The organism is Achromobacter sp. (genome assembly GCF_032102605.1).
Lineage (GTDB): Bacteria > Pseudomonadota > Gammaproteobacteria > Burkholderiales > Burkholderiaceae_B > Achromobacter.
Genome location: NZ_DAMDGT010000012.1, coordinates 1 through 25,002, shown reverse-complemented (window position 1 = coordinate 25,002; position 25,002 = coordinate 1). Strand labels below are relative to the sequence as shown.

Genomic DNA, 25,002 nt, shown 5'->3' with positions numbered 1-25,002 from the left:
CGACAGCCCGTTCAGGACTGGTCTTCTGGCTCGTCGGGAACGCCCGAATGCGGGCCGGGGCGGTTTGCGCGGTCGATGAGGATCGACATCTCGATGCCACGAGCGACTTGCTCGTCGTGGAAAAAGCGCAAAGTGGGGACGGTGTGAATGTGCAACAGCTTGTAGAGCTGCGAATGCAGCCAGCCGGCCTTCTCGTTCAGCAAGGCGGTGGCGGCTTCGGGCTCGGCGCCCAAAACCGTGAACCACACCTTGGCATGCGCGTAGTCGGTCGACAGCTCCACACCCGAAAGGGTGATCAGTCCAGCGCGAGTCGTGTCGATTTCGCGCTGGATGATCCCGGCCAGATCCTTCTGGATCTGGTCGGCCAGCCGCAGATTGCGGCCGGGGATGGCTTTGGACTTGTGACGGCTCATTAACAATGCCTGGCGCGCGCTTTACAGCGTACGCGCGATTTCCTTGATTTCAAAGACTTCCAGCTGGTCGCCCACCTGGATGTCGTTGTTGCCGCGCAGCGTGAGACCGCAATCGAAGCCCGACTTGACTTCCTTGACGTCGTCCTTGAAGCGGCGCAGCGATTCGAGCTGGCCGGTCCACTGGACCACGTTGTTGCGCAGCAGGCGGACCTGCGAGTCGCGACGCACGATGCCGTCCAGCACCATACAACCGGCGATGTTGCCGATGCGGGAGATGCTGTAGACCTCGCGGATCTCGACCAGGCCGATGATCTCTTCCTTCTTCTCGGGCGCCAACATGCCCGACATGGCCGCCTTCACCTCATCCACGGCGTCGTAGATGATGTTGTAGTAGCGCACGTCGATGCCGTTGTTCTCGGCAAGCTTCTTGGCGCTGGCTTCCGCCCGCACGTTGAAGCCGATCACCACGGCGTTCGAGGCGATGGCCAGGTTGATGTCGCTTTCCGAAATGCCGCCCACGGCCGCGTGCACGACTTGCACGCGCACTTCGTCGGTGGACAGCTTGGTCAGCGATTGCACCAGCGCTTCCTGCGAACCTTGAACGTCGGTCTTGACGATCAGGGCCAGGGTCTGCGTGCCTTCGCCCAGGTTGTCGAACATGGACTCGAGCTTGGCGGCCTGCTGGCGGGCCAGCTTGACGTCGCGGAACTTGCCCTGGCGGAACAGCGCGATTTCACGCGCCTTGCGCTCGTCGGACAGCACCATCAATTCGTCGCCGGCGGCGGGAACTTCGGTGAGGCCCTGGATTTCCACGGGGATCGAAGGACCGGCTTCCTGGATCGGCTTGCCGTTTTCGTCCAGCATGGCGCGCACACGGCCAAAGCTTGCGCCGGCCAGCACGACGTCGCCGCGCTTGAGCGTGCCGCTCTGCACCAGGATCGTCGCGACGGGGCCGCGGCCCTTGTCCAGACGGGCTTCGATGACCAGGCCCTTGGCGGGCGCGTCTTCCGGCGCCTTCAGTTCCAGCACTTCGGCTTGCAGCAGCACGTTTTCCAGGAGGTCGTCGATGCCCTCGCCGGTCTTGGCGGACACGCCGACGAACGGCACGTCGCCGCCGTATTCTTCCGGCACGACTTCTTCGGCAACCAGTTCCTGCTTGACGCGGTCCGGGTTGGCGGACGGCTTGTCGATCTTGGTCACGGCCACGACCATGGGCACGCCCGCGGCCTTGGCGTGGTGGATGGCTTCACGCGTTTGCGGCATCACGCCGTCGTCGGAAGCAACCACCAGGATGACGATGTCCGTCGCCTTGGCGCCGCGGGCACGCATGGCGGTGAACGCCTCGTGGCCCGGGGTGTCAAGAAAGGTCACCATGCCGCGCTCGGTGCGGACATGGTAGGCGCCGATGTGCTGCGTAATGCCGCCGGCTTCGCCCGCGGCAACCTTGGCGCGGCGGATGTAGTCCAGCAGCGAGGTCTTGCCGTGGTCGACGTGGCCCATGACGGTCACGACCGGGGCGCGCGGCAGCTGTTCGGCTTCGGATTGCGAGGCGGTTTCGTCCAGGAAGGCTTCCGGATCGTCCAGCTTGGCGGCGATGGCGACGTGGCCCAGTTCCTCGACCACGATCATGGCCGTTTCCTGGTCCAGAACCTGGTTGATGGTGACCATCTGGCCCAGCTTCATCAGTTGCTTGATGACCTCGGCGGCCTTGACGGACATCTTGTGCGCCAGGTCGGCCACGCTGATGGTTTCCGGCACGTGGACTTCACGCGCGATGAATTCCTGCGGCGCCGGTTCGCTGCGACGGTCGTTCTGCTGGTTGCGGCCACCGCGGCCGCCCGACTTGCCACCGCCCTTGCCGCCTGCGCGCCAGCCGTCGCGGCTGGCAGGTGCTGCGGGCTTGTCGGCAGGCTTCTTGCGCGAGGAGTCATCGGACCAGGTCGAAGCGACTTCGGCGGTCTTGATGGTCTTCTTGGCGCCCGGAGCTGCGGGCTTGGCGTCCTTCTTGGCGGCAGGCGCGGCGCCGGGCTTGCCGGCCGGCTTGTGCAGCGTGCCGGAAATCGGCGCGGCGGCAGGAGCCTCGGGCTCGGGCGCACGCAGCACCTTGCGCGGACGGTTGAGCATTTCACGCAGCGCGGCAGCTTCAGCTTCGGCAGCGCGGCGGGCTTCGTCACGGGCAGCCGGAGCGGCGGACGCGGCCAGCGGCGGACCTGCACGACGATTGTCGGCGCGGTTGCCAACCTTGGGGGCGGCAGCGGGCGCGGCAGCCTCGGGCTTCGCGGCGGGCTTTACGGGTTCGGACTTCGCGGCAGGCTGGGCCTGGGCGACAGGCCCAGCGGCCTGGGAGGAAGAGGATTCGGACTTATTGGCTAGCACAGCGGGTTCCGGCTCGGCTTGTTCAGCCTGGGGCTCGGTGGGTTCAGTCTTGATTTCGGGCTTGGCCTCGGTGGCCACGGGCTCGGCAGGAGCGGGCGCCGGCGTCGGTTCGGGTTCAGGCTGAGCCTGGACTTCGGGCGCTTGGGCCTCGACGGGGGCGGGCGCTTCGGCCGCGACGGATTCAGTTGCCTCGGGCGCTTCGACCGGCGCGGCCGTTTCGGCGGCGGCGGGCTCTTGCACGGGGGCGGGAGCCGGGGCCGGGGCCTCGGCCGGCACGGGAGCAGCTTCGCGGGGCTCGACGGCGGCAGGCGCCACAGGCGCGGCCGGCGCGGAGACCTGCTGGGCCTCATCGGCCGCAACTTCTTCTTCCGCACGGGCGGAAGCAGCCTGCTCCAGGGCGAGTTCGGACGGGTCGCGCTTGACGAAAACGCGCTTCTTGCGCACCTCGACTTGAATGGTGCGCGAACGGCCCGTGGCGTCGGCTTGCCGGATCTCGGAAGTCTGGCGGCGCGTCAGCGTGATCTTCTTGCCTTCGGTCGCGCCATGGGCGCGACGCAGCGATTCGAGCAATTTCGCCTTGTCGCTGTCGGTGACGGAGTCGTCGACCGATTTGAGGTCAACGCCAGCCGAACGCAGCTGATCCAGCAGCACGTTGGCAGGCATTTTCAGCTCGGTAGCGAACTGGGCGACGGTATTACTCGACATTAGGCTCTCTCTTCCCTATAGGCAGCTATTACAAACAACGTGAACTTGCGGCAGACGAAGCGGAGCTTCCTCCGCCGCAGACCCGTGTCCTTTTGGTTATTCTTCGTCGAACCAATGGGCGCGGGCACGCATGATGAGATCGCTGGCTTCCTGTTCGGTCAGACCGGCGATTTCCGCCAGTTCGTCCGTTGCCAATTCGGCCAGATCATCACGCGTATGCACTTGACGCTCGGCCAGCTTGGCGGCCAGTTCCGGCGTCATGCCTTCGAGTTCAAGCAAATCCTGTGCGGTCTCAAGGCGCTCTTCCTGGGCGATTGCCTCGGTCAGGAGCGCATTGCGGGCACGGGCGCGCAACTCATTGATGGTGTCTTCGTCAAACGCCTCGATTTCCAGCAGTTCCTGCATGGGAACGTAGGCGATTTCCTCGATACCGGTAAATCCTTCGTCGATCAGGATGTCAGCGACTTCTTCATCGACGTCAAGCTTGCTCATGAACGTGGTGCGCAACCCCGAACGCTCGACTTCCTGGCGATTCAGGCTTTCTTCCGGCGTCATGATGTTGATCTGCCAGCCGGTCAGTTCGGATGCCAGGCGCACGTTCTGGCCCTTGGCGCCAATGGCCTTGGGCAGGTTTTCCTCGTCGACAACGACGTCCATCGCGTGCTTGTCTTCGTCGACCACGATGGATTCTACGTTGGCCGGCGCCAGGGCGCCGATGACGAACTGCGCGGGATCTTCCGACCACAGCACGATGTCGACCTGTTCGCCGCCGAGTTCGTTGCGCACGGCGGTTACGCGCGAACCGCGCATGCCCACGCAGGTACCGATGGGATCGATACGCTTATCGTATGCCACCACGGCGATCTTCGCACGCACGCCGGCGTCGCGGGCAGCAGCCTTGATTTCAAGAAGGCCCTGTTCGATTTCGGGCACTTCGTTCTCAAACAGCTGGCGGATGAACTCGGGCGACGTGCGCGAGAGGATCACTTGCTGGCCGCGCGCGGCGTGGTCTACACGCAACACGAAGGCGCGCACGCGATCGGCGACCCGGAGGTTTTCCTTCGGGATCATTTCGGAGCGCGGCAGGCGCGCTTCGATCTTGCCGGTTTCGACGATGGCGTCGCCCTTGTCCATGCGCTTGATCGTTCCGGACACGATGGTTTCACCACGATCCAGGAAGTCGTTGAGCACCTGCTCGCGCTCGGCGTCGCGGATCTTCTGCAGGATGGCCTGCTTGGCCGCCTGCGCGCCGATACGACCGAATTCGATGGGTTCGAGCGGCTCTTCGATGTACTCGCCTTCCTTGATGCCGGGGACGATTTCCTCGGCATCCGACAGCATTTCCTGCTTGTCGGGCTCTTGCAGGCCGGCCTCGTCGGGCACGACCAGCCACCGGCGGAAGCCTTCGTGGTCACCGGTTTCCCTATCGATGGAAACACGGATGTCCGCATCATCCTTGAAGCGCTTTTTCATGGCCGAGGCCAGCGCACTTTCGAGAGCGCCGAACACGACGTCACGCGTGACGTTCTTTTCACGCGCCAAGGCATCGACCAACAGAAGAATTTCGCGACTCATCGCTTTTTGCCCTTGAAATCCAGAACGGGATCCAGTTTTGCACGTTCGATGTCATCGACCGTGAAATTCAAAACCTGGACTTCGTTCTTTTTTGCCTCAAATTCGAGACCGAACACGGTCTTGTGCATTCCAGCAGCGTCCGAGGCTGCGGCGTCGTCTTCCGGCACGGTCAACGTGCCCGAAAAGACCTTGCGGCCGTCCAATGCCTCGCGCAGCTTGATTTCGATGCGCTCGCCTGCGAACCGGCGGAATTCGGCCTCGTTGCGCAACGGGCGGTCAATGCCCGGCGAACCGACTTCCAGCCGCTTGTAGTCGATGTTCTCGACCTCAAACACCCGCGACAATTGGCGGGACACCTGCTCGCAGTCTTCGATGCGCACACCGCCGACCCGATCGATCGTGACGCGCAAAAGGCCCAGGGCGGCACGCTCGACGTCAACGAGTTCGACGTCCATGCCGGCCAGAGCCTCTTCGGTCAATGCGAATAAATCAGCCATATACTCAAAAAAAATGGGCTGCACGCCCAGCCCACCGATATTGCACAGAGCCCAGCCGCTTCCCTACTGCACGTAAGGAGCAATGCTGGGCAGCGCCCTATATTGCGACCTAATTTTTGGCTTGCGCCGCCTTGCCTGCCCTACCCGTTCAGTCCGGGTACCGCGGCGCTTGCGCACCGACTGCAGATAGCGACACGCGCCAAGGAGACTGCTGCAAACAGCGTCCGGCACACGCCAGTACAAAAGCACACGCCAGTACAAAAGCCGTGCGCCCGACTGGCAGAAACGCCGCCGACGTGCTTTTTGCGGTAACGCGCACTGAAGACAACGCAGTGCATCCGTCAAAAAGCAATGACGCGAAGCCATGAAAACCATTGATTTTACCAGATAAACTGGAAAAACGCCTGATTCGTCACGGGCTTACGGTTATGTGGGACGGATCCCAAACCAGACAGTGCGTCCAGCGCACCGCCTGGCGGCCTTCAGCGGCCCTGGCGCCCCCGGCCACCACCCACCACGCCCAGGCGCGATTCGTGCGCCGAAGCACCGCGGGGCTGCCAGTCGTCGCCGCGGGAGGAACCCTCGCCGCGCGATGCGCCGCTGCGGGGCGAGCGCGGCTTGCCGCCTGCGCCCGGACCCTTGTTTCCACCCGTGCGCGCGCCTTCGGCCTTGTTTCCGCCGCGTCCGCCGGACGCGGGCTTGCCATTACGGGGAGCATTGCCGCCGCGTGAACCGGCCGGCTTGCCACCGGCAGGCTTGCCGGAAGACTTGCCGCCAGGCCGACGGCCCGTACCGGCAGGAGCCTCTGCCATGCCGCCAGCCGCCACATTGGCGGAAGCCGCATTGCCGGCAGGACCGTTCGCAGCTGCGGCCCGCGGGCCACGCGGCTTGCCGCCGGACCGCCCGCCGGGCTTCCCGCCCGGCTTGCCAGCGCCGGAGGGCCGGCCCGTGGACTTGCCGCCCTTGCGGTTGCCAGCACCGCCTTCGGCAGCCAACGGATGACCATTGGCGTAGCCGCCGGCAATCATCAAGCCGGTGCCGAAAGGATCGGAGGGACACGCCGCGGCCTGTCCGGCGCTACCGACACCGCCGCCCTGCAGCTTGCCGCGGCGTCCGATGCGAGCGCCGTTCATGCCGTTGCGGTCCATGGTGCCGAATCCCGGGGGCAACGCGCTGTCATGCGATTGCGGCTGCTTGGAGCGCCGGCGATTACCCGGCGCATCGTCGTCATCTCGCAACAGTCCAAGCTGAACCATGAGGGCGGTCACGAGCGAGGCGTCCAGCTCGTCCCACCGGCCGCGACGCAGCGTGCGGGGCAGGACCACGTCGCCGAAACGAGTGCGGATCAGGCGGCTGACGGTGACGCCAACTGCCTCGAACATGCGGCGGACTTCGCGATTACGGCCTTCCTGCAGCGTGACGCGATACCAGCGGTTGCTGCCGTCGCCGCCCAGGTAGTCCAGCGAGCCGAACGCAGCCAGGCCGTCTTCGAGCTCGATGCCGTCCACCAGCGACTGGCGCTGCGCTTCGTCCATTTCACCCAGGACGCGGACCGCGTATTCGCGCTCGGTGCCATAACGCGGATGCATGATCCGGTTGGCCATGTCGCCCGAGGTCGTGAAGATCAGCAGACCTTCGGTGTTCAGGTCCAGACGCCCCACCGACAGCCATTTACCGGTGCGCAGCTTGGGCAGGCGCGCAAAAACGCTGGCCCGGCCACCCGGATCGTCGTGGCTGACGATTTCGCCGGCGGGCTTGTGATAGAGGATCACGCGCGGCGGCTTTTTAGTGTTCGCGCGCATGATCGGCTTGCCGTTGACGCGCACCTGGTCATTGGGACCCACGCGCTGGCCGATGTGGGCCGGCTCGCCATTGACGGACACACGGCCCGCGACAATCAGTTCTTCCATCTCGCGGCGCGAACCGATTCCGGCATCGGCCAGCACCTTGTGCAGCTTGGGCATGACGGCTTCGCTGTTCAGGTACTTGCCCAGCCGCTGCTCCATACGGTCGGCCGTATCCAGATAGGCCAGGGCCTGTTCGGCTTCCTGCTCATTTCCCCGGGAATCCACAGATTCGACCGGAGCGGCCGCCGTCGCGGGCTGCCCTTCTGCCGCGGGCGCCTGTTCCGCCGCGGCGTCACCGCGGCGACGGCGAAACGGCGTCCTCAGCTTTCGTCCGCGACCGCGCGCGCCGGCGTCACCTTCGGCAGCCGGCTCTCGCGAGACGGAGGTTTCAGGCTGGCCGCCGGTCACGGCGTCATCCGGGCGGGGGGTGTCGTCCTGCATTGCTGTATTCGTTGTCACTGGGACAGCTCCGAATTTCAAACTTGTGTAGGCCTGCCGGGAGCAGGCGCGTCATCATCTGGGGACGCCGAAGTCCGTTCAGACCCGGACCGCTCGGGGTCCGCCTCTTCCGGATCCGCGGTGGCGGAATCGGGGTCAGGCTGAACGGCCTCGCCAAGACCATGAACGGGCTCACGCCCGGCGGCGCCAGGGGCCACAGTATTGGTCTCGTCAATCGGGTCAGTCGGTTCCGCGTGTTTTGCGTTCTCGACCATTTCCTTTGCAGCACCGGCCTCGGAGGCATCGGCGGCCATATTGGAAATGTCGTTGCCAGCCCTGTTGCCGGAGAATCCGGACGAGGGCAGCGTATTGGACAAGCCTTCGGCTTGCTCCCGGACGGTGGATTCGTCGGCGGGATCCGCGCCTTCTTCTGTGCGCGAAAGCTGCGATTCTACGCTATCGATGGCAGCTATGGGAGCATCGTCTTCCGAAAGAGACAATTCAGGCAACGGAAAGTTCAGATCTTCGTCCCCACGGGCATTCCCAGCGCGCACATTTTGCGACTCGGTAGTTGTGGGCGAGTCGAGGGCGTCTGCCTGCTGCTCGAAGGAATCATCCTCGGACGAAGCGGCTTCCGATGCGATTTCTCCAGAGGCGATACCTTCGGCGGCGATTTCTTCAGCGTTCGCAGACTTTTCAGTAGCCGCAGCCTCTTCGGCGCTCGCAGCCTCTTCAGTGGTAGCACTCTCTTCAGAGGCCCCATTGCCCGAACCAGCGCCTTCGGCAACCGATTCCAGGGAGCCTTGCGCGTCGCCCGCATTTTCAGACCCGGACGCGTCGGCGGACACCCCCTCTTCTTCAGGACCAGCCTGCACCGCTGGCGCGCCTTGCTCCGCGCCGGCATCGCTTTCGGGGGAATCGCCCCCTTCTCCCAGGACCTGCTGGACTTCGCCCAGATCCAGCCCGGCCAGCGCGGCAGCGGCGTGGGCGGACTCCAGCGGGGGCAGCTCGTCGAGCGCACGCAAGCCCAGGTCATCCAAAAACTGGCGCGTCGTGCCGAACAGCGCGGGACGTCCCGGCGCGTCACGATGGCCGATGACTTCGATCCAGCCGCGATCCTCGAGCGCCTTTACGATCTGCGATGACACCGTCACGCCGCGAATATCTTCGATATCGCCACGCGTCACGGGCTGGCGCCAGGCCACGATGGCCAGCGTTTCCATGACGGCGCGCGAGTACTTGGGCGGCTTCTCGGGGCTCAGGCGCTCCAGGTAGCGCTGCATGCTGGGACGGCTTTGAAACCGCCATCCGGATGCCAGTTGCACAAGCTCAAGTCCGCCGTCGGCCCAGTTGCTTTGCAGCGTCGCGAGGAGCGTACGCACGGCGTTGTTGTCGAATTGTTCATCATCCCCGAACAGCTTGCGCATATCGGAAATCTGCATCGGCTGCACCGCACACAAAAGCGCGGTTTCCAGCACGAGTATTGCCTCGCTATCGTTCATCGACATCCAAATTCAAAAAGGGGCTAACTTGCGCTAGGTTTGAAAGAAGGTTAATATTCATTTCTCAGACGCGGGGTGGAGCAGTCTGGCAGCTCGTCGGGCTCATAACCCGAAGGTCGTAGGTTCAAATCCTGCCCCCGCAACCAAATTGATGAAGGCCTGGCGTATGCGCCGGGCCTTTTTCATTTGCGCCCGCGAATTGAAAACAAGCGGCCGACAGGACTGCCACGCGCATTGAAGCCACCGGCGCCGAAGCTGCGGACACCGAAGCCTCAGATACCGAAGCTGCAGATACCGAATCCCCTGACACCAAAGCCACTGACAGCGAAGGCGCAACACCAGCCGCGCCAGCAAGAAGACGCGAAACCGCGCGAAAAACCGCACGCAGGCGCGAAGACGCCACTGCGGGGCTTGCGATCACACGACGCGCATCCGCACACGCCCGGCCCGCCGCAAAAACGGCGACGCGACAGTCGGTGTTGGCTTGCATAGTTATCACTGGGTTCCTGTCTTACCGCCATGCACGCCGCCCCATGCCAAGGCCAGCGCGAAACGGCCGCGCGAATGCCTATGAGGCGGACAGCCTGCCGCGGCGCGTGGCCAAGGCAGACATCCCGAGCAAATTCTGGAAAAGCTGGCGCCAGTCGCGCTGGCGCCAATCGCCAATATGGCTGCGGAATGCGCCGGTAGCTTCCAGCGCCAACCCTTCCGCGAAAATTGATAGCAAAGACTAGATCAACAGGCATCGGCCCTGCGACACGGCGGAAAAGCGCCTTTCGCAATCCGACACGCCCCCTTGCGCATGCGAAGCCGGGCCTCGCCTTGCGTCGGCCCGTTACCAGGCCGGAACGATTGTTTGGTGTTTTCTAAGGTCGAATGCTAGCGGACATTGGCCAGCCTTGGAACATCCACGGGGAGAAACATCCCGGATGACCGGCCACGCCAAATACGTCCAAACAGCCGCCAAATTATACCGCCATAAAGACCGCCATTTAAATGGCCCTCAAGCCGCGGCGAGCACGACAAACCGTCGAACGGCTAGGCCGCCGTCTTGTCCCACGGAGCCGAACCAAGCCGGTCAACCAGAAAATCCAGCATCGAGCGCAAAATCAGCGGCATTTGGCGGCGCGAGGCGTAGACGCCATAGATACCCAGCTCCTGCGGCTTGCACTGAGGCAGGATGACCTGCAGCCGGCCCGAGGCGATGTGGTCGGCCGCGTAATACGTGGGCAGCATGGCGATACCCGCCCCTTGCACGGCCGCGCTGGACAACACCGACACTTCGTTGGCGCTGATGCTTCCACTGACCGGCACATCGACGGGCTCGCCATCGCGCTCGAACCGCCACAGGCTTTTGCCGAAATACGAATGGGTGAGGCAGTTGCGCAACGACAGGTCTTCGATGCGCGCCGGCACACCTTCGCGCGCCAGGTATTCCGGCGAGGCACAGACCACCGAACGGCACACCGCCAGCTTGCGGGCAATCAGGTTCGGATCCAGGTCATTCGTGATGCGCACCGCCAGGTCAACCCGCTCTTCCACCAGATTGACCGCACGTTCCACCAGCATCAAGTCCACCGAAGTGCCCGGGTGCAGCTTGACGTAGTCCGTCACGGCGCCCGCCAGGTGGCGTGCGCCGAAGGACATGCTGGTGGTGATGCGCAAGAGGCCTCGCGGCGTGTCTTCGGGAGTTGCAACGGCGCTGTGCAGATCACCGACCATGTCCAGCATCTGCCGGCAACGGGGCAAGGTTTCAGCGCCCGCCGGCGTCAGACTGAGACGGCGCGTGGTGCGGTGCAAAAGGCGCACGCCTACCCACTGCTCCATCTCGGCCAGATATCGTGACACCATGGCGCGAGACATATCCAGGTGGACGGCGGCCGCCGACAGGCTGCCCCGGTCGGCAACCTCGACGAACACCTGCATGGCTTTCAGACGATCCATGATTGTCTCGATACGTGCATCAGACCGTACCGGTTATACCGTATTTCCGTGCAACATCAGCAACGGAATTTCGGCCAATGCAACGGGGTCCTTCCACGGCGCCCGTCAGCCCGCGCCCTGCCCCAGCGCCTCGCGCACCGCATCGCTGACCTCGCGGACGTCGAGCCCGCGAACGATGAACACCAGCCGGGACAGACGGTCTTCACCAGGCCATTCAGCCAAGGGACGCATTGGATACAGCTCGCCATGCACACCATGAACCTCGGTGGGCAAGGCCTCTCCCTGGAAGCAGATCAATCCTTTCATTCTCAGCAAGGCCGGGCCAAAGCGCTCCTGGATCCGCGCAACGCCCGCCAGGAAGGCCGCCCGGGAAGGAAGCGGCGACAGCGTCAGCGAAAAACTCTTCACGTTCGCGTGGCGGCCGGCGGCGGGCGCGGAAAAAGCGCTCAGCCACTTCGACGTGACCGTCCCGTCGCGTCGCGCACGCGGGTCGCCCCCCTCGCGCAGCGCGGCGGCCAGGGGCTCATCCGGCAACTGCACGCAACGGTGCGCGCCGGGATTGATGGCGGCGATCGCCGCTTCCGTCTTGCGCACCTGCGCGGCATCCGTCAGGTCGGACTTGCTGATCACCACCGTGTCGGCAAGGGCAAGCTGGCGGCCCGCCTCGGGCTGCAGATCCAGCTCTTCTGGCCCGTGCGTTGCCGCCACGACGACTATGGCGCCCTGATAGACGTATCGCTCCGCAAGGAATTTATCGTGCTTCAGCGTGAAAAGAACAGGCGCCGGATCCGCCAGCCCGCTGGTTTCTATCAGCACCCGCCGGAATGGCTTGATCTTGCGGCCGAGGGCAAGCATGAAGAGTTCGCGCAAGGCGTCAACCACCGAACCGCTTACCACACAGCAAAGGCAGCCGCCCTCGACCAGCACGACGTTGTCCGGCGCCAGGCGCACCAGATGGTGATCGACGCCGATGTCTCCATACTCGTTGACGATGACGACGGCATCGGCATAGGCCGGCTCGCGCACCAGGCGATTCAGCAGCGAGGTCTTCCCGCTTCCCAGAAAGCCCGAAATCACGGTCACGCCAACGCGCTTGTCTTCCTGACGGCTATCTTGCTTGTCGTGTTCCATGCAGATGGCTCCCATGGCGTGCGCACAGCGGCGCGTGGCGCGGAAAATGCCCACAGCGACGCATGCCGCCGAAAAACCCACAGCGGCGCATGCCGCGGAAAAAACGCACAGCGGCGCACGCCGCCGAAAAACCAAAAGGGCCGCTCACTTGCGTGAGCGGCCCTGAATTCTTTTGGCTCCCCGAGCTGGGCTCGAACCAGCGACCTGCGGATTAACAGTCCGTCGCTCTACCGACTGAGCTATCGGGGATCTGCCAAGACCGAAATTATGTACGAAAAATCCAAAGGATGCAAATCGCATTTTTTTCAGAGAATTTTGGCGTGACCCTTCCCCATCGCCAAAAAACTCTGATATGATCTCGGTCTTTCCAGATCGGGCCCTAAAAAAGGCAGCGAACTGGGAAAACAAAGATGTTTTGCTTGCAGCTTTCCGGCCTGGTCCAGAAACAAAAGCAAATGGTCTTGCCGGCATAGCTCAGTTGGTAGAGCAGCGCATTCGTAATGCGAAGGTCGTAGGTTCGACTCCTATTGCCGGCACCAATTCCTAAAAGCAGCCCCATTCGGGCTGCTTTTTTCATTTCTGGCCCCGCCTATGCCCACCCCTGCCCCTGCCGCTAGGGAACTCGGGCCGTTCGCCGCGCGTCCAATCTGCTGGACCACCCAAGCGGAACCCCCATGCGCATCCTCCTTGTGGAAGACGACATCATGATCGGCGAAAGCGTATTGGACTGCCTGCGCGCAGAACATTACGCCGTCGACTGGGTCAAGGACGGCAACGCGGCGGAGCTTGCCTTGCGCACCGACCCGTACGACCTCGTGCTGCTGGACCTCGGGCTGCCCAAGCGTGACGGCCTGGCGTTGCTGCGCGAATTGCGCGCGCGCAAGGACCGCACGCCGGTGCTGATCGCCACCGCACGCGACGCCGTCAGCGACCGCATCGCCGGGCTGGATGCGGGCGCGGACGATTACATCGTCAAGCCCTATGACGTGGACGAATTGCTGGCGCGCATGCGTGCGCTGATCCGCCGCAGCGCGGGCCGCGCGGAGCCCGTGTTCGAACACGATGGCATCACCATCGACCCTCAGGCCCATGCAGCCATGGTGGATGGCGCGCCGGTGGCGCTGACCGCTCGGGAATGGGCCGTCCTGGAACCTCTGATCGCACGGCCCGGCATGATTTTTTCGCGCGCGCAGCTTGAAGAAAAGCTCTATAGCTGGAAGGACAGCATCAGCAGCAACGCCGTTGAGGTATATATTCATGGCCTGCGCAAGAAACTGGGGCAGAACCTGATCCAGAACGTCCGAGGCGTGGGCTATGTCATCCCCAAAACATGAGCATTCCGCTTAGCTATTCGCTGAGAGCCAGGCTGCTTTTCTTTCTGCTGGCCGCGATCGCGGTCGGCGCGCTGGTGCAAGGCGCAATCGCCTACCGCAGCACCCTGGCGCAAGCCGACGACATTTTCGATTCCCTGCTCCAGCGCACCGCCCTGTCGCTGGGCACCGGCGACGGCCTGCTCAGCACCGGCCCCACACACGCACGCGGCGCGGGCTCACCCGTGGCCGATGACCTCATCATCCAGATATGGACGCCGGACGGCCTGCGCGTCTTCAACTCCCGGTCGCGCCTGCGCCTGCCCAGCCAGATCGTGCTGGGATTTTCCGACGCCAGACTGGAAGGCGAAACCTATCGGGTGTATTCGCTGGCGACGCCATTCCAGGTAATCCAGGTAGCGCAGGACATGGGGGTGCGCAGGAACATGGCGCGCGCGCTTGCGCTGCGCACCGTGGCTCCCATCGCCGCGGCCGCGCCACTGTTGATGCTGATCATCTGGTGCGTCGTCAGTTGGTCGCTGCGCCCGGTCAAGCGGGCACGCGCCCAGGTGGCCGCTCGGCAGCCCGAGGATCTTTCCCCCATCAGCGTACGGGGCCTGCCCGACGAAATCCGCCCCCTGGTTCAAGAGCTGAACCTGCTGCTCGAACGCATGCGCGGCGCATTCGCCCAGCAAAAGCAATTCGTGGGCGACGCGGCGCATGAACTTCGTTCGCCGCTGGCGGCGCTGCGGCTGCAAATGCAGGCGCTGCAGCGCGCGGGCGACGCACCGGCGCGGCAGGTGGCCGAACAGCGGCTCACCGCGGGCATCGACCGCGCCACGCGGCTGGTCGAACAACTGCTGTCCATGGCGCGGCACGAAGGCGCCGAAGAACTGGCGCCGCCGGCGCCGGTGGATCTGGCCGACGTGCTGCGCCAGGCAATTTCAGAGGCGCTCCCGCAGGCCAACGCCAAGCGAATCACCATTGCGCTGGAGGGCGAGCCCGAAGCCCGGATACTGGGCGATCGCGACGCGCTGGTCCTGATGGTGCGCAACCTGCTGGACAACGCGATCAAGTATTCCCCCGCCGAAGGCCGCGTCGGCATGCGCCTGGAGCATGCCGCGCAACGCACTTCGTTGTTGATCGATGACGAAGGACCCGGCATCGCCAAAGAAGAACGCGAACGCGTGTTCGACCGGTTCTACCGTGTGCAGGGCAACACGCAACACGGCAGCGGGCTGGGGCTTGCGATCGCCCGCGCCATCGCGGACCGGCACGGCGCGACCATCTCACTGGAAGATGCGCCAGAAGGTCGCGGACTGCGAGCCCGCGTGGATTTCCCTGCTTAAGTTTCACCTAAGTGTCAGGCCCGAACATAGCGCCATGTCCTTAAACATGAACGCAGGAGCCGACATGAAGACCAAGCAAATGCAACCCTCGCGCCTCGTCCTGGCGCTGCTGGCCGCCGGCGCCATTGGCGGCGCGGGCGCAACCGCCTTGACGGGCAGCGTATCGATGGCGGCCGACGCGCCCGCCGCCGCTTCGCAACCGATCAGCGCATCCGTCCCGCCCAATTTCGCGCAAATCACGCGTGATTTCGGTCCGGCCGTCGTGAACATCAGCGTGAGCGGCACGCGCAAGGTGTCCGCCACCGAAAGCGACGACCCGCTCGCGCAGTTCTTTGGCCAGGTCCCCGGCTCCCGCGGCCGCGCGCCAGCCCGAGAAGTGCCGATGCGCGGCGAGGGCTCCGGCTTCATCGTGAGCCAGGATGGCGTCATCCTGACCAACGCACACGTCGTGCAGGACGCCAAGGAAGTCACCGTGAAGATGACTGACCGCCGCGAGTACAAAGCCAAGGTGCTGGGCGCCGATCCGCAGACTGACGTGGCCGTCATCAAGATCGAGGCGAAGAACCTGCCGGTAATCAAGGTGGGCGACGTCAACAAGCTGCAGGTGGGTGAATGGGTGCTGGCCATCGGATCGCCCTACGGCCTGGAAAACACCGCCACCGCCGGCATCGTCAGCGCCAAGGGCCGTTCGCTGCCGGACGACACCTCGGTGCCGTTCATCCAGACGGACGTGGCTGTGAACCCCGGCAATTCGGGCGGCCCGCTGTTCAACGACCGCGGCGAAGTCGTGGGCATCAACTCGCAGATCTACAGCCGCACCGGCGGATTCCAGGGCCTGTCGTTCTCCATCCCCATCGACCTGGCCTACAAGATCAAGGACCAGATTCTCGAGCACGGCAAAGTGCAGCACGCGCGGCTTGGCGTGACGGTGCAGGAAGTCAACCAGGACCTGGCGGATTCGTTCAAGCTGGACTCCCCGTCCGGCGCGCTGGTCTCCAGCGTCGAAAAGGAAAGCGCGGCCGATAAGGCGGGCCTGCAACCAGGCGATGTGGTGCGCAAGATCGACGGCAAGACCATCGTGTCCTCGGGCGATCTGGCTTCGACCATCACCATGGCCGCACCCGGCGAGAAGATCAAGCTGGACGTCTGGCGCGCCGGCGCGCAGAAGGAACTGGTCGCCACGCTGGGCGGCATGCCCAAGGACAAGACGCAGGCATCGGCGGATGGTCAGGAAGTGCAACGCGGCCAGCTTGGCCTGGCGTTGCGCCCGCTGAGCCCGCAAGAGCAGCAGGCGTCGGGTTCGGAAGGCCTGCTGATCGAGCGTTCGGCCGGCCCGTCCGCCAAGGCCGGCATCCAGCCTGGGGACGTGCTGCTGTCGCTCAACGGCGTTCCAGTGCACAACGTGGCGCAGGTGAAGGAACAGCTGTCCAAGTCGGGCAAGACGGTCGCGCTGCTGGTGCAGCGCGGAGAAGACAAGATCTTCGTGCCCGTGCAGGTCGGCTAAGCCAACCTGGCGTTACTCCGCGTCGGGCTGCTTGCCCGGCGCGGCCGCATCAAAGGCCGGCAACGCACGGCACGCCGCGTCGATGCGCAACACATTGGGCATGGCCGACAGGTCACACTCGAAACGCTGCGCATTCGCCACTTGCGGCACCAGGCACAGGTCGGCGATGGTGGGCGTATCGCCATGGCAGAACTTGCCGGTTGCACTGGAACCCGCCAATTGGGCTTCCAGGGCTTCCAGGCCCTGATGCACCCAATGCTTGTACCAGGCGGTCTTGGCCGCTTCGTCGACACCCAGCGTGTGCTTCAGGTACTTCAGCACGCGCAGGTTGTTCAGGGGATGCGTATCGCACGCGATGCCCAGGGCCAGGTCGCGCACGCGAGCCCGCCCGATGGCATCGGCGGGCAAGAGCGGCGTCTCGGGATGCGTTTCTTCCAGGTATTCGATGATGGCGAGCGACTGGCCGATGATGGCGTCGCCGTCCACCAACGTGGGAACCAGCGCGGACGGATTCATCTTGCGATAGCCGGCGGAAAGCTGCTGGCCGCCGTCCTTGAGCAGATGCACGGGCACGTACTCGTACGTCAGGCCCTTCAGATTCAGGGCAATGCGCACCCGGTAGGCCGCCGAACTGCGGAAATAGCTGTACAGCTGCATGGAGTCTCCTTGGTGTTCTTCTGGCGCCGCCCGCTTGGGGCGGCGCTTGTTCATTCCAGCGATTCCGTCTTGGCCGCCTTGCGGGACAGCCCCTTGGGCAGCGGGAACGCCACGTTCTCTTCCAGCCCCGGCATCTTGCGCACCGAAACGGCGCCCAACTCCTTGACGCGGGAAATCACCTGCTGCACCAGGATCTCGGGCGCCGAGGCGCCGGCCGTCACGCCGATGCGCCTGCGGTCGACCAGCCAGGCGGGGTCGATGGAATCGGCGCCGTCGATCAGGTAGGACGCGACACCCTTGCGCTCGGCGACTTCCCGCAAGCGGTTGGAGTTCGAGCTGTTCGGGCTGCCCACGACCAGTACCAGATCGCATTCCGGCGCCATGACCTTGACTGCGTCCTGGCGGTTCTGCGTGGCATAGCAGATGTCGCTTTTCTTGGGCTCGGCGATGTTGGGAAAGCGCGCCTTGAGCGCCTTCGACACCGCCGCCGCGTCGTCCACCGACAGCGTGGTCTGCGTGACGTATGCAAGGTTTTCCGGGTCAACGACTTCCAGGCTGGCCACGTCCTCGACGGTCTCGACGAGGTACATGCCGCCCTGGGCCTGACCCAACGTGCCTTCGACTTCGGGGTGCCCCTTGTGCCCGATCATGATGATTTCACGGCCGGCGGCGCGCATCCGCGCCACTTCGATGTGGACCTTCGTCACCAGGGGGCAGGTGGCGTCGAACACCTGCAGTCCGCGCGACTCCGCCTCCGCCCGCACCGCCTTGGATACGCCGTGCGCGGAAAACACCACGATGGAACCCGCCGGCGCATCTTCAAGTTCATCAATGAAGATGGCGCCCTTGGCGCGCAGGTCTTCCACGACGTAGCGATTGTGGACGATCTCGTGGCGCACGTAGATGGGCGCGCCATGCAGCTCGATGGCGCGCTCGACGATGTCGATGGCACGATCCACGCCTGCACAGAAGCCGCGGGGCTGCGCCAGCAGGACTTCGGCGTCGGACGCGGTGACAACCTGGCTCATCAAAGAACCCCCAGCAACGCCACGTCCACCTGCAGGCTTATGCCCGCCAGGGGATGGTTGAAATCGAACAAGGCCGACTCATCGTTGATTTCCTTCAGGACGCCCGAATACCGTCCGCCGTTGGGCGCGGTGAATTCGACCAGGTCGCCGGGTTCGAACGTGGCGTCGGCGCCAGCGTGCTCGGCGAGCATCGTGCGCGTCACGCGCTGGATGAGTTCGGGGTTGCGGTCGCCGTAGGCGTCGGCGGGCGGCACCGTGACGCTGAACCGATCGCCTTCCTTTCGACCGACCAGCGCGGCCTCCAGGCCGGGCGCCCACTGGCCGCTGCCCATTTGCAGCGTGCCGGGGCGGCCATCGAAGGTGTCGGCAAACACGGAGCCCGCGCCGGGCCCGGAGGCCAGCGTGATCCGATAGTGCAGCGTCAGGTAGGAATCCGGACGGACCAAAACGTTCACTTCGTTAGAGGCGATGCTCAAGATCTGCCACCGTATGGAATTAAATAAACCTTGATTTTAGAGCCTCTTATGAAATTGTCCGTCCGGCTGCCGCAACAAGAGCGTCCCCGAGAGCGTCTCATGCGCCACGGCGCCGCCTCGATCGAGGACGCCGAACTCCTCGCCATCGCGCTGCGCACCGGCATTCCGGGGCTGAACGTCGTCGACCTGTGCCGCCAACTGCTGGACCGGTTCGGCGGCCTGCGAGGCTTGCTGGGCACCCCGCCCGAAGACCTGATGGCGGTGGCCGGACTGGGATCCGCCAAGGCCTGCACCCTGGCCGCCCTGCTCGAGCTCGCCCGCCGCGCCCTCGAAGAAGACCTGACGCGCGACAGCCCGATGAACCACCCCTCGCGGGTGAAACAATACTGCAAGGCCGCGCTGGCGCACCGCCATGTGGAACACTGCATCGCCCTTTACCTGGACGCCCAGTTGCGCCTGATCGCCACCGGCGAGCTGGCCCGCGGCACGCTGTCGCAGGCCGCCGTCTATCCTCGGGAAGTGGTGCGCGAAGCCTTGCGGCACCACGCGGCCGCCCTCATCGTGGCCCATAACCACCCTTCCGGCGTGGCGTCGCCCAGCGGCGCCGATCATGCCTTCACCCGACACCTGAAGGAAGCCCTGGCGCTGGTCGACATCAAGCTCGTCGATCACCTGATCGTTGCTGGCGGCACCGCGGTGTCCCTCGCGGAACTGGGCTGCCTGTGACGGCGGAACGCCCCGGAATTCGTTAGACTACCGCCCCATATTGCTTTAGGCTTAACCTAGTTCCGGCCTCCGCATCCCTTCTGCCCCATGAAACGCCTGTGGGATATCTCCCCGCCCGTCTCGACGGCATCGCCTGTCTTTCCGGGCGATACACCGTACCGCCAGCAATGGAAGTGGTCGCTCGCGCCCGGCTGTCCGGTGAATGTCAGCGAAATCACGCTGTCGCCGCATATCGGCGCGCACGCGGACGCCCCGCTGCATTACCAAAACGGGGCCGCAGCCATCGGGTCGGTATCGCTGGAACCCTTTCTGGGCCCGTGCCGCGTCATCCACGCCATTGACTGCGGGCCGTTGATAACGCCTGAGCATCTTGCTCATGCGTCCCTGAATATGCCGCCCCGCGTGCTGGTGCGCACTGCCAAGCACGCCGCGCAAGACTGGTGGACCGACGACTTCTCTGCCTACGCGCCCCAGACGATCGAATGGCTGGCCGAACGCGGCGTCATGCTGATCGGCCTGGATACCGCCAGCATCGACCCCGCTTCCAGCAAGACCCTGGACAGCCACCACACGATCTTGCGGCACGACATGCGCGTACTGGAAAACCTGGTGCTCGACGATGTGCCGGAAGGCGATTACGAGTTGATCGCCCTGCCGTTGGCGCTGGTCCAGGCTGATGCCAGCCCGGTCCGCGCGATTCTGCGCGAGCTGTAGGCTGATTCGCCGGCCAACGGGCGTCATGACATCGATCAGACGCCCCGCCTAGAGAAGCACGACCATGAAAAACCCATTTGCGCCCCATTGGCGCGCCCTCCCCGCATCGGCCCGCCGCGCCGCGCCGCCCGCCCAAGGAGCCCGCGCATGAGCCAGAACGAACGACCCGAGGACATCGTCCACCAGGAAAAAGCGCAACTCGACTTCACGCGCGACATGACCTACGGCGACTACCTGCATCTGGATGAACTGCTGGGCGCCCAGCATCCGATGTCGCCCGAACACAACGAGATGCTGTTCATCATCCAGCACCAGACCAGCGAACTCTGGATGAAGCTGATGCTGCATGAGCTGCGGGCGGCGATTGCAAGCGTGGCTACGGACCGCTTGCAGCCCGCCTTCAAGATGCTGGCTCGCGTCAGCAAGATCATGGAACAGCTGGTTCATGCGTGGGACGTGCTGGCGACCATGACGCCGCCCGAATATTCGGCGCTGCGCCCCTATCTCGCCCGCTCAAGCGGATTCCAGAGCTATCAGTATCGCCAGGTCGAATTCCTGCTGGGCAACAAGAACGCCGCGATGCTCAAGCCCCATTCGCACCGTGCGGACCTGCTGGCCCAGGTGCAAAGCGCCTACGAAGCCCCGTCGCTGTACGACGAGGCTCTGAGGTTGCTCGCGCGCCACGGCCTGGATCTGCCGGCTGACCACCTGGAGCGCGACTGGACGCAGCCGTACCAGTCGTCAGCGGCCGTCGAGGCGGCCTGGCTCACGGTCTATCGCGACACCGATCGGTACTGGGATCTTTACCAGCTGGGCGAAAAGCTCACCGACCTGGAAGATGCGTTCCGCCTGTGGCGCTTCCGCCACGTCACCACCGTCGAGCGCGTCATCGGTTTCAAGCGCGGCACCGGCGGCACGTCGGGCGTGGATTACCTGCGGCGCATGCTGGATGTCGTGCTGTTCCCGGAAATCTGGAAGCTGCGCACGGATCTCTGACATCTGTCCCTTAAATAGGCGCGGGCGCGGGGTTGGCCCGCGCCTTCAATTCTGGCTGGCCCGGGTCAGCTGCACATGCTAGAATGCGGGGTTACTTTTTGGATACGTGGCTAGCGCCTGCGCGCACCTGATTCGGCAACGATATCTGGTAGCGGATACCTGGCAGCTTTAGCTGGCGACCCTAACAACCTGAGAAAGACTCGACCGAGTCTAGGAAAGCACCATGAAAGAAGGCATTCACCCCGAATACCGCGAAGTCGTCTTCGCCGACCTGCAAACGGGCAACAAGTTCATCACCCGTTCCACCGTCCAGACGCGCGAAACCGTCGAACTCGACGGCAAGACGTACCCGCTCTTCAAGTGCGACGTGACCTCCGAATCGCACCCGTTCTACACTGGCGCACAGACCCGCATCGTCGAAACGGGCCGCGTGGAAAAGTTCCGCGCCCGCTTCGCCCGCACGGCTGGCACGGTCAAGTCCGCTTCCTGATCCTGTTGCTCCTGCGGGAGTCACAGCAAAAAGGCAGCCTTCGGGCTGCTTTTTTTTCCACCCCGGCGGCTGCTTTGCTGCCCAGGGGCTGGCGCACCCAGCCCACTCGGTTACATTAACGCCCGTGTCCCCACTTTCCATTTCCACTCCGGCCCGACTGACGTCGGTAGCCACCGCAAAACTGCCCCGCCTCATCCTGCTGGGGCTGGCCCTTGCCTATATCGTGGCCGGGCTGTTCATGCGCGATCCGTGGAAAACCGACGACGCCGTCGGGCTGGCGACCATGATCACCGCGATCCGCGAAGGCGGCCTGACCTGGCTGCTGCCGCAGGTGGGTCATCTGGCTCACGCCGAGGAAGGACCGCTGATCACGTGGGTGGGCGCAGTAAGCATCTGGCTGTTTGGCCCCTTCATCGGCGACATCACCGCGGGACGCCTGCCCAATCTGCTGTGGTTTGGCATCACGACCGCCAGCGTCTGGTACGGCACCTACCTGCTGGGCCGCCGCGCCGAGGCGCAGCCGCTGGCCCTTCCCTTTGGCGGTGAACCCGAGCCCCGCGACTACGGACGCATGCTGGCCGACGCCGCGCTGCTCCTGCTGCTTGCCACCGTCGGCATTCTTCAGCGCACCCATGAAACCACGGTCGTTCCCGCGATCATGGCGTGCCAGGCGCTGGCGTTCTATTCGCTGGCGCGCACCGTGGATCGCCCGGTCACCGGATCCACCACGCTGGGCATCGCGCTGGCCGCCAGCTTCCTGACTCGCGGCTGGGTGGGCGCCCTGCCCATCATGATCGGCGCGGCGCTCGCTTTCTACCCCCGCAGCCCGCTCTGGAAATGCAAGCGCTGGCTGCTGTGGGCCGCGGTGCTGGCCACCGGCCTGATCCTCGCATGGTGGATCCCTGCCTCGCAAAGCAGCGAATACTGGATCCGCAACTGGAAGGCCTGGAACCTGACGTCCTTCGCACTTCCCAGCCTGCACGACGCCGCGCGCACGCTGCGCGACCTGCCCTGGTATCTCTGGCCCACGTGGCCGCTGGCGCTGCTGGCCGTCTGGCGCTGGCGCGCCTGGATCTACGCGCCGCACATCTGGCTTCCTTTGATGCTGCTGGCGTGCTCGGCCTTGCTCCTGTTCTTCCTGGACGAAGCCACCGACTCCGAATTCGTGCTGCTGGCGGTGCCGTGCGCGGTGCTTGGGGCCTTCTCGCTGCCCACCTTGCGCCGCGGCGTGGTCAATACGCTGGACTGGTTTGCGGTCATGTGTTTTTCGCTGACCGCAGCGACGGCCTGGCTGGGCTGGGTGGCGCTGCACTTCCACTGGCCGGCGCAGATTGGCCGCAATATCGCGCGCCAGACCACAGGCTACGAACCGGTAATCTCCTGGGTATCGTTTGGGCTGGCGGTGATCTTCACGCTGGCGTGGATCTGCCTGGTCGTTTGGCGGCTGCGTGTGCGCCCGCAAGCCCTGTGGCGCGGCACCGTGCTGTCTGCGGGCGGACTGACGGTCACGTGGATCCTCCTGGTGTTGCTATGGCAGCCGGCCGTGGATTACGCCCGCAGCTACCGCACCGTTTCGGGCCAACTGGCCCAGGCGCTTGAGAAACACAAGCGCCCCGGCGAATGCGTGCGCGGACTGGGCTTGGGCAGCGGCCAGCGCGCGTCGTTCCTGATTTTCGATAATCTGTCGTTCCCGTTTGACTCCCGCTGCACGCTGGTCCTGCAACAGACCAACAACCAGAGCCTGCGCGACGGTACGGCGGCGTACAGCGATGGGGCTGAAGTCCTCTGGCAAGGCGGCCGACGCGCCGACCGCTCCGAAGTCTTCCGCCTGCTGCGGACCGCCCCCCCGCAATGACGTCCGTGACGTCTGCGCCGATGACCTTCGGCGCCACCCTGCGCGGCATCGCCAAGCAGGCATGGCCGGTGTTGATCAGCCAGTGGGCCGGTATTTCGTTCGGCGTCCTGGACACCGCCATGACGGGCCACTCCAGCCCCGACGACCTGGCGGCGATGGCGCTGTCCGCATCCATATACATCACCATCTTCGTTGGGCTGATGGGCGTCGTGCACGCCCTGATTCCCATACTGGCGCAGCAGTTCGGGGCGGGCAACAACCTGGAAGTCGGCAAAAGCTGGGGCCAGGGCGTATGGCTGGCGCTGGGCCTGTCGGTGGTGGGCGCGGCGCTGATGCTCTTTCCGGACATGTGGTTGTCGATGTCGGGCGAAGTCGCGCCCGGCGTGCGTGACCGCATCGCGTCTTACCTGCAGGCGCTGGTGCTGGCCCTGCCCGCCGCGCTAGTGTTCCGCACGATCTATGCGCTGGGGACGGCAGTGTCCCGGCCCAAGCTGGTGATGGCCATCAACCTGTCGATCATCGGCTTCAAGGCGCTGTTCAACTGGATCTTCATCTACGGCAAGCTGGGCCTGCCCGCCATGGGCGCGGCTGGCGCGGGTCTGGCCACCGCGGTGGTGTCCTGGATGAGCCTTGCGCTGGGCCTGTGGGTGATCACGCACGACCGCTACTACCGCCGTTTCCAGCTTCGCGTCGGCAAGCCCGACTGGAAAGCGCTGAAGGAACTGCTGCGCCTGGGCCTGCCCATGGGCGGTTCCTATCTGGTGGAGGTGTCCGCGTTCACTTTCATGGCGCTGCTGGTTGCGCGTGAAGGCACTTTCGTGACGGGCGGCCACCAAATCATGTCGAACCTGGCCGCGCTGTGCTACATGATGCCGATGGCGCTTGGCGTGGCGACTGCGGCGCTGACCGCCCAGGCCATTGGCGCCGGCAACTATGCGCATGCGCACCGGACCGGCATGGCGGGACTTGTGCTGGGTCTGATGGGTGCGTTGCTGACGGCGGCAGTGCTGCTGGTGGGGCGCCCGCTCATCCTGGCGGCGTACACGGACGACGCCGCAGTGGCTGCCGTGGCGACCACGCTGCTGGCCGTCCTGCCGCTGTTCCACCTGTTCGATTCGATGCAATGCATCAACTCTTACCTGCTGCGCGCCTACAAGATCGCCGTGGTGCCGCTGCTGCTGCAGACGGTAGCGCTGGCCGGCGTGGGCCTGGTGGGCGGCTGGTGGTTCGGCTTCGGCCCGGGACGCGGCGGGCTGGACGGCTTGCGGAACCTGCTGGTGCCCGGCTCCCCGGAAGGCGCGGGCAGCATGTGGCTGATGGCCATGTTCGGCCTGGCCCTGTCCGCGGCGCTATTGCAGTTCTGGTACCGGCGCATCCTGCGCACCGTGGGCCGCTAGAACTGGCGGCTCTGACGCGTCCTGGCATAGGTTGACACCTACGGGACGGTATCCGTAGCAAGCTACGGATTC

The 25,002-nt window shown here is 64.7% G+C and carries 20 protein-coding genes and 3 tRNA genes; 11 read left to right on the top strand and 12 right to left on the bottom strand.

The genetic code is table 11. The features are described from left to right. Positions 1-11: 11 nt before the first annotated feature. The 6 genes from rbfA to scpB form a co-directional block, all read right to left on the bottom strand. Positions 12-413, bottom strand: coding sequence for a 30S ribosome-binding factor RbfA (gene rbfA / locus RT614_RS22550; RefSeq protein WP_313624396.1), 402 nt, complete (start codon positions 411-413; stop codon positions 12-14). A gap of 21 nt (positions 414-434) precedes the next feature. Beyond that, on the bottom strand, positions 435-3,494 hold the full coding sequence (infB, locus tag RT614_RS22545; RefSeq protein WP_313624395.1) for a translation initiation factor IF-2: 3,060 nt from the start codon (positions 3,492-3,494) through the stop codon (positions 435-437). A gap of 96 nt (positions 3,495-3,590) precedes the next feature. Beyond that, on the bottom strand, positions 3,591-5,069 hold the full coding sequence (nusA, locus tag RT614_RS22540) for a transcription termination factor NusA (RefSeq protein ID WP_056322387.1): 1,479 nt from the start codon (positions 5,067-5,069) through the stop codon (positions 3,591-3,593). Next, positions 5,066-5,566, bottom strand: a complete 501-nt coding sequence (gene rimP, locus RT614_RS22535) for a ribosome maturation factor RimP (RefSeq protein WP_313624493.1) — start codon at positions 5,564-5,566, stop codon at positions 5,066-5,068. Before rimP ends, nusA begins: the two co-directional genes overlap by 4 nt. 482 nt (positions 5,567-6,048) lie before the next feature. Next, complete coding sequence (rluB, locus tag RT614_RS22530; RefSeq protein WP_313624394.1) at positions 6,049-7,854, bottom strand: 23S rRNA pseudouridine(2605) synthase RluB; 1,806 nt, start codon at positions 7,852-7,854, stop codon at positions 6,049-6,051. A 35-nt stretch (positions 7,855-7,889) separates the two neighbouring features. Then, positions 7,890-9,353, bottom strand: coding sequence for an SMC-Scp complex subunit ScpB (gene scpB / locus RT614_RS22525; RefSeq protein WP_313624492.1), 1,464 nt, complete (start codon positions 9,351-9,353; stop codon positions 7,890-7,892). A gap of 69 nt (positions 9,354-9,422) precedes the next feature. On the opposite strand from scpB, the gene RT614_RS22520 reads away from it, so the two are divergent. Further along, positions 9,423-9,499, top strand: a tRNA-Met gene (locus RT614_RS22520). Between the two features lie 892 nt (positions 9,500-10,391). On the opposite strand, the gene RT614_RS22515 is transcribed toward RT614_RS22520, so the two are convergent. The 3 genes from RT614_RS22515 to RT614_RS22505 all read right to left on the bottom strand — a co-directional run bounded on the left by RT614_RS22515 (position 10,392) and on the right by RT614_RS22505 (position 12,677). Beyond that, positions 10,392-11,297 (bottom strand): LysR family transcriptional regulator, encoded by a 906-nt coding sequence (locus RT614_RS22515; protein WP_313624392.1) that lies wholly within the window; start codon positions 11,295-11,297, stop codon positions 10,392-10,394. Between the two features lie 105 nt (positions 11,298-11,402). Beyond that, positions 11,403-12,428, bottom strand: a complete 1,026-nt coding sequence (locus RT614_RS22510; protein WP_313624390.1) for a GTP-binding protein — start codon at positions 12,426-12,428, stop codon at positions 11,403-11,405. A 173-nt stretch (positions 12,429-12,601) separates the two neighbouring features. Then, a tRNA-Asn gene (locus RT614_RS22505) sits at positions 12,602-12,677 on the bottom strand. 214 nt (positions 12,678-12,891) lie between these two features. Here RT614_RS22505 and RT614_RS22500 point away from each other — a divergent pair. From RT614_RS22500 to RT614_RS22485, 4 genes are all read left to right on the top strand, one after another. Next, positions 12,892-12,967, top strand: a tRNA-Thr gene (locus RT614_RS22500). Positions 12,968-13,102: 135 nt separating this feature from the next. Further along, positions 13,103-13,762, top strand: a complete 660-nt coding sequence (locus tag RT614_RS22495; RefSeq protein ID WP_313624388.1) for a response regulator — start codon at positions 13,103-13,105, stop codon at positions 13,760-13,762. Continuing rightward, positions 13,759-15,087, top strand: coding sequence for an ATP-binding protein (locus RT614_RS22490; RefSeq protein WP_313624386.1), 1,329 nt, complete (start codon positions 13,759-13,761; stop codon positions 15,085-15,087). Before RT614_RS22495 ends, RT614_RS22490 begins: the two co-directional genes overlap by 4 nt. Before the next feature lie 64 nt (positions 15,088-15,151). Further along, positions 15,152-16,591 carry a DegQ family serine endoprotease gene (locus RT614_RS22485; protein ID WP_313624384.1) on the top strand — a complete coding sequence of 480 codons (1,440 nt, stop codon included), beginning with the start codon at positions 15,152-15,154 and terminating at the stop codon, positions 16,589-16,591. A 12-nt stretch (positions 16,592-16,603) separates the two neighbouring features. On the opposite strand, the gene maiA is transcribed toward RT614_RS22485, so the two are convergent. The 3 genes from maiA to RT614_RS22470 are packed head-to-tail and all read right to left on the bottom strand — an operon-like array spanning position 16,604 to position 18,752. Then, entirely contained in the window at positions 16,604-17,248 is a 645-nt protein-coding gene (gene maiA, locus RT614_RS22480) for a maleylacetoacetate isomerase (RefSeq protein WP_313624491.1), read from the bottom strand. 50 nt (positions 17,249-17,298) lie between these two features. Then, positions 17,299-18,276 (bottom strand): 4-hydroxy-3-methylbut-2-enyl diphosphate reductase, encoded by a 978-nt coding sequence (gene ispH, locus RT614_RS22475; protein ID WP_313624383.1) that lies wholly within the window; start codon positions 18,274-18,276, stop codon positions 17,299-17,301. Further along, positions 18,276-18,752, bottom strand: a complete 477-nt coding sequence (locus RT614_RS22470; protein ID WP_313624381.1) for an FKBP-type peptidyl-prolyl cis-trans isomerase — start codon at positions 18,750-18,752, stop codon at positions 18,276-18,278. The genes ispH and RT614_RS22470 overlap by 1 nt, the downstream gene beginning before the upstream one ends. Positions 18,753-18,800: 48 nt before the next feature. Between RT614_RS22470 and radC the strand changes: the two genes are divergently transcribed. The 6 genes from radC to RT614_RS22440 all read left to right on the top strand — a co-directional run bounded on the left by radC (position 18,801) and on the right by RT614_RS22440 (position 24,930). Further along, positions 18,801-19,478: a RadC family protein gene (radC, locus tag RT614_RS22465; RefSeq protein ID WP_313624379.1), complete on the top strand. Its 678-nt coding sequence runs from the start codon at positions 18,801-18,803 to the stop codon at positions 19,476-19,478. Positions 19,479-19,565: 87 nt separating this feature from the next. Further along, the gene (kynB, locus tag RT614_RS22460; RefSeq protein WP_313624377.1) at positions 19,566-20,192 is read left to right on the top strand and encodes an arylformamidase; all 627 of its coding nucleotides are present in this window, start codon (positions 19,566-19,568) and stop codon (positions 20,190-20,192) included. 147 nt (positions 20,193-20,339) lie between these two features. Further along, a complete protein-coding gene (gene kynA / locus RT614_RS22455; RefSeq protein WP_313624375.1) occupies positions 20,340-21,188 on the top strand; it encodes a tryptophan 2,3-dioxygenase in 849 nt (282 codons plus the stop codon). A 223-nt stretch (positions 21,189-21,411) separates the two neighbouring features. Further along, a complete protein-coding gene (locus tag RT614_RS22450; protein WP_008164119.1) occupies positions 21,412-21,678 on the top strand; it encodes a type B 50S ribosomal protein L31 in 267 nt (88 codons plus the stop codon). Between the two features lie 124 nt (positions 21,679-21,802). After that, complete coding sequence (locus tag RT614_RS22445; RefSeq protein WP_313624374.1) at positions 21,803-23,533, top strand: glycosyltransferase; 1,731 nt, start codon at positions 21,803-21,805, stop codon at positions 23,531-23,533. Further along, the gene (locus RT614_RS22440) at positions 23,530-24,930 is read left to right on the top strand and encodes an MATE family efflux transporter (RefSeq protein ID WP_313624373.1); all 1,401 of its coding nucleotides are present in this window, start codon (positions 23,530-23,532) and stop codon (positions 24,928-24,930) included. Before RT614_RS22445 ends, RT614_RS22440 begins: the two co-directional genes overlap by 4 nt. Positions 24,931-25,002 lie beyond the last annotated feature (72 nt).

Bases quoted from the DNA above. Each gene is read 5' to 3' on its own strand.
- RT614_RS22515 (WP_313624392.1), bottom strand. From the start codon at position 11,297: ATGGATCGTCTGAAAGCCATGCAGGTGTTCGTCGAGGTTGCCGACCGG.
- radC (WP_313624379.1), top strand. From the start codon at position 18,801: ATGAAATTGTCCGTCCGGCTGCCGCAACAAGAGCGTCCCCGAGAGCGT.
- RT614_RS22495 (WP_313624388.1), top strand. From the start codon at position 13,103: ATGCGCATCCTCCTTGTGGAAGACGACATCATGATCGGCGAAAGCGTA.
- maiA (WP_313624491.1), bottom strand. From the start codon at position 17,248: ATGCAGCTGTACAGCTATTTCCGCAGTTCGGCGGCCTACCGGGTGCGC.
- kynA (WP_313624375.1), top strand. From the start codon at position 20,340: ATGAGCCAGAACGAACGACCCGAGGACATCGTCCACCAGGAAAAAGCG.
- nusA (WP_056322387.1), bottom strand. From the start codon at position 5,069: ATGAGTCGCGAAATTCTTCTGTTGGTCGATGCCTTGGCGCGTGAAAAG.
- scpB (WP_313624492.1), bottom strand. From the start codon at position 9,353: ATGAACGATAGCGAGGCAATACTCGTGCTGGAAACCGCGCTTTTGTGT.
- infB (WP_313624395.1), bottom strand. From the start codon at position 3,494: ATGTCGAGTAATACCGTCGCCCAGTTCGCTACCGAGCTGAAAATGCCT.
- ispH (WP_313624383.1), bottom strand. From the start codon at position 18,276: ATGAGCCAGGTTGTCACCGCGTCCGACGCCGAAGTCCTGCTGGCGCAG.
- RT614_RS22510 (WP_313624390.1), bottom strand. From the start codon at position 12,428: ATGGAACACGACAAGCAAGATAGCCGTCAGGAAGACAAGCGCGTTGGC.
- RT614_RS22485 (WP_313624384.1), top strand. From the start codon at position 15,152: ATGAAGACCAAGCAAATGCAACCCTCGCGCCTCGTCCTGGCGCTGCTG.
- RT614_RS22490 (WP_313624386.1), top strand. From the start codon at position 13,759: ATGAGCATTCCGCTTAGCTATTCGCTGAGAGCCAGGCTGCTTTTCTTT.
- rimP (WP_313624493.1), bottom strand. From the start codon at position 5,566: ATGGCTGATTTATTCGCATTGACCGAAGAGGCTCTGGCCGGCATGGAC.
- RT614_RS22440 (WP_313624373.1), top strand. From the start codon at position 23,530: ATGACGTCCGTGACGTCTGCGCCGATGACCTTCGGCGCCACCCTGCGC.
- rbfA (WP_313624396.1), bottom strand. From the start codon at position 413: ATGAGCCGTCACAAGTCCAAAGCCATCCCCGGCCGCAATCTGCGGCTG.
- RT614_RS22450 (WP_008164119.1), top strand. From the start codon at position 21,412: ATGAAAGAAGGCATTCACCCCGAATACCGCGAAGTCGTCTTCGCCGAC.
- kynB (WP_313624377.1), top strand. From the start codon at position 19,566: ATGAAACGCCTGTGGGATATCTCCCCGCCCGTCTCGACGGCATCGCCT.
- rluB (WP_313624394.1), bottom strand. From the start codon at position 7,854: ATGCAGGACGACACCCCCCGCCCGGATGACGCCGTGACCGGCGGCCAG.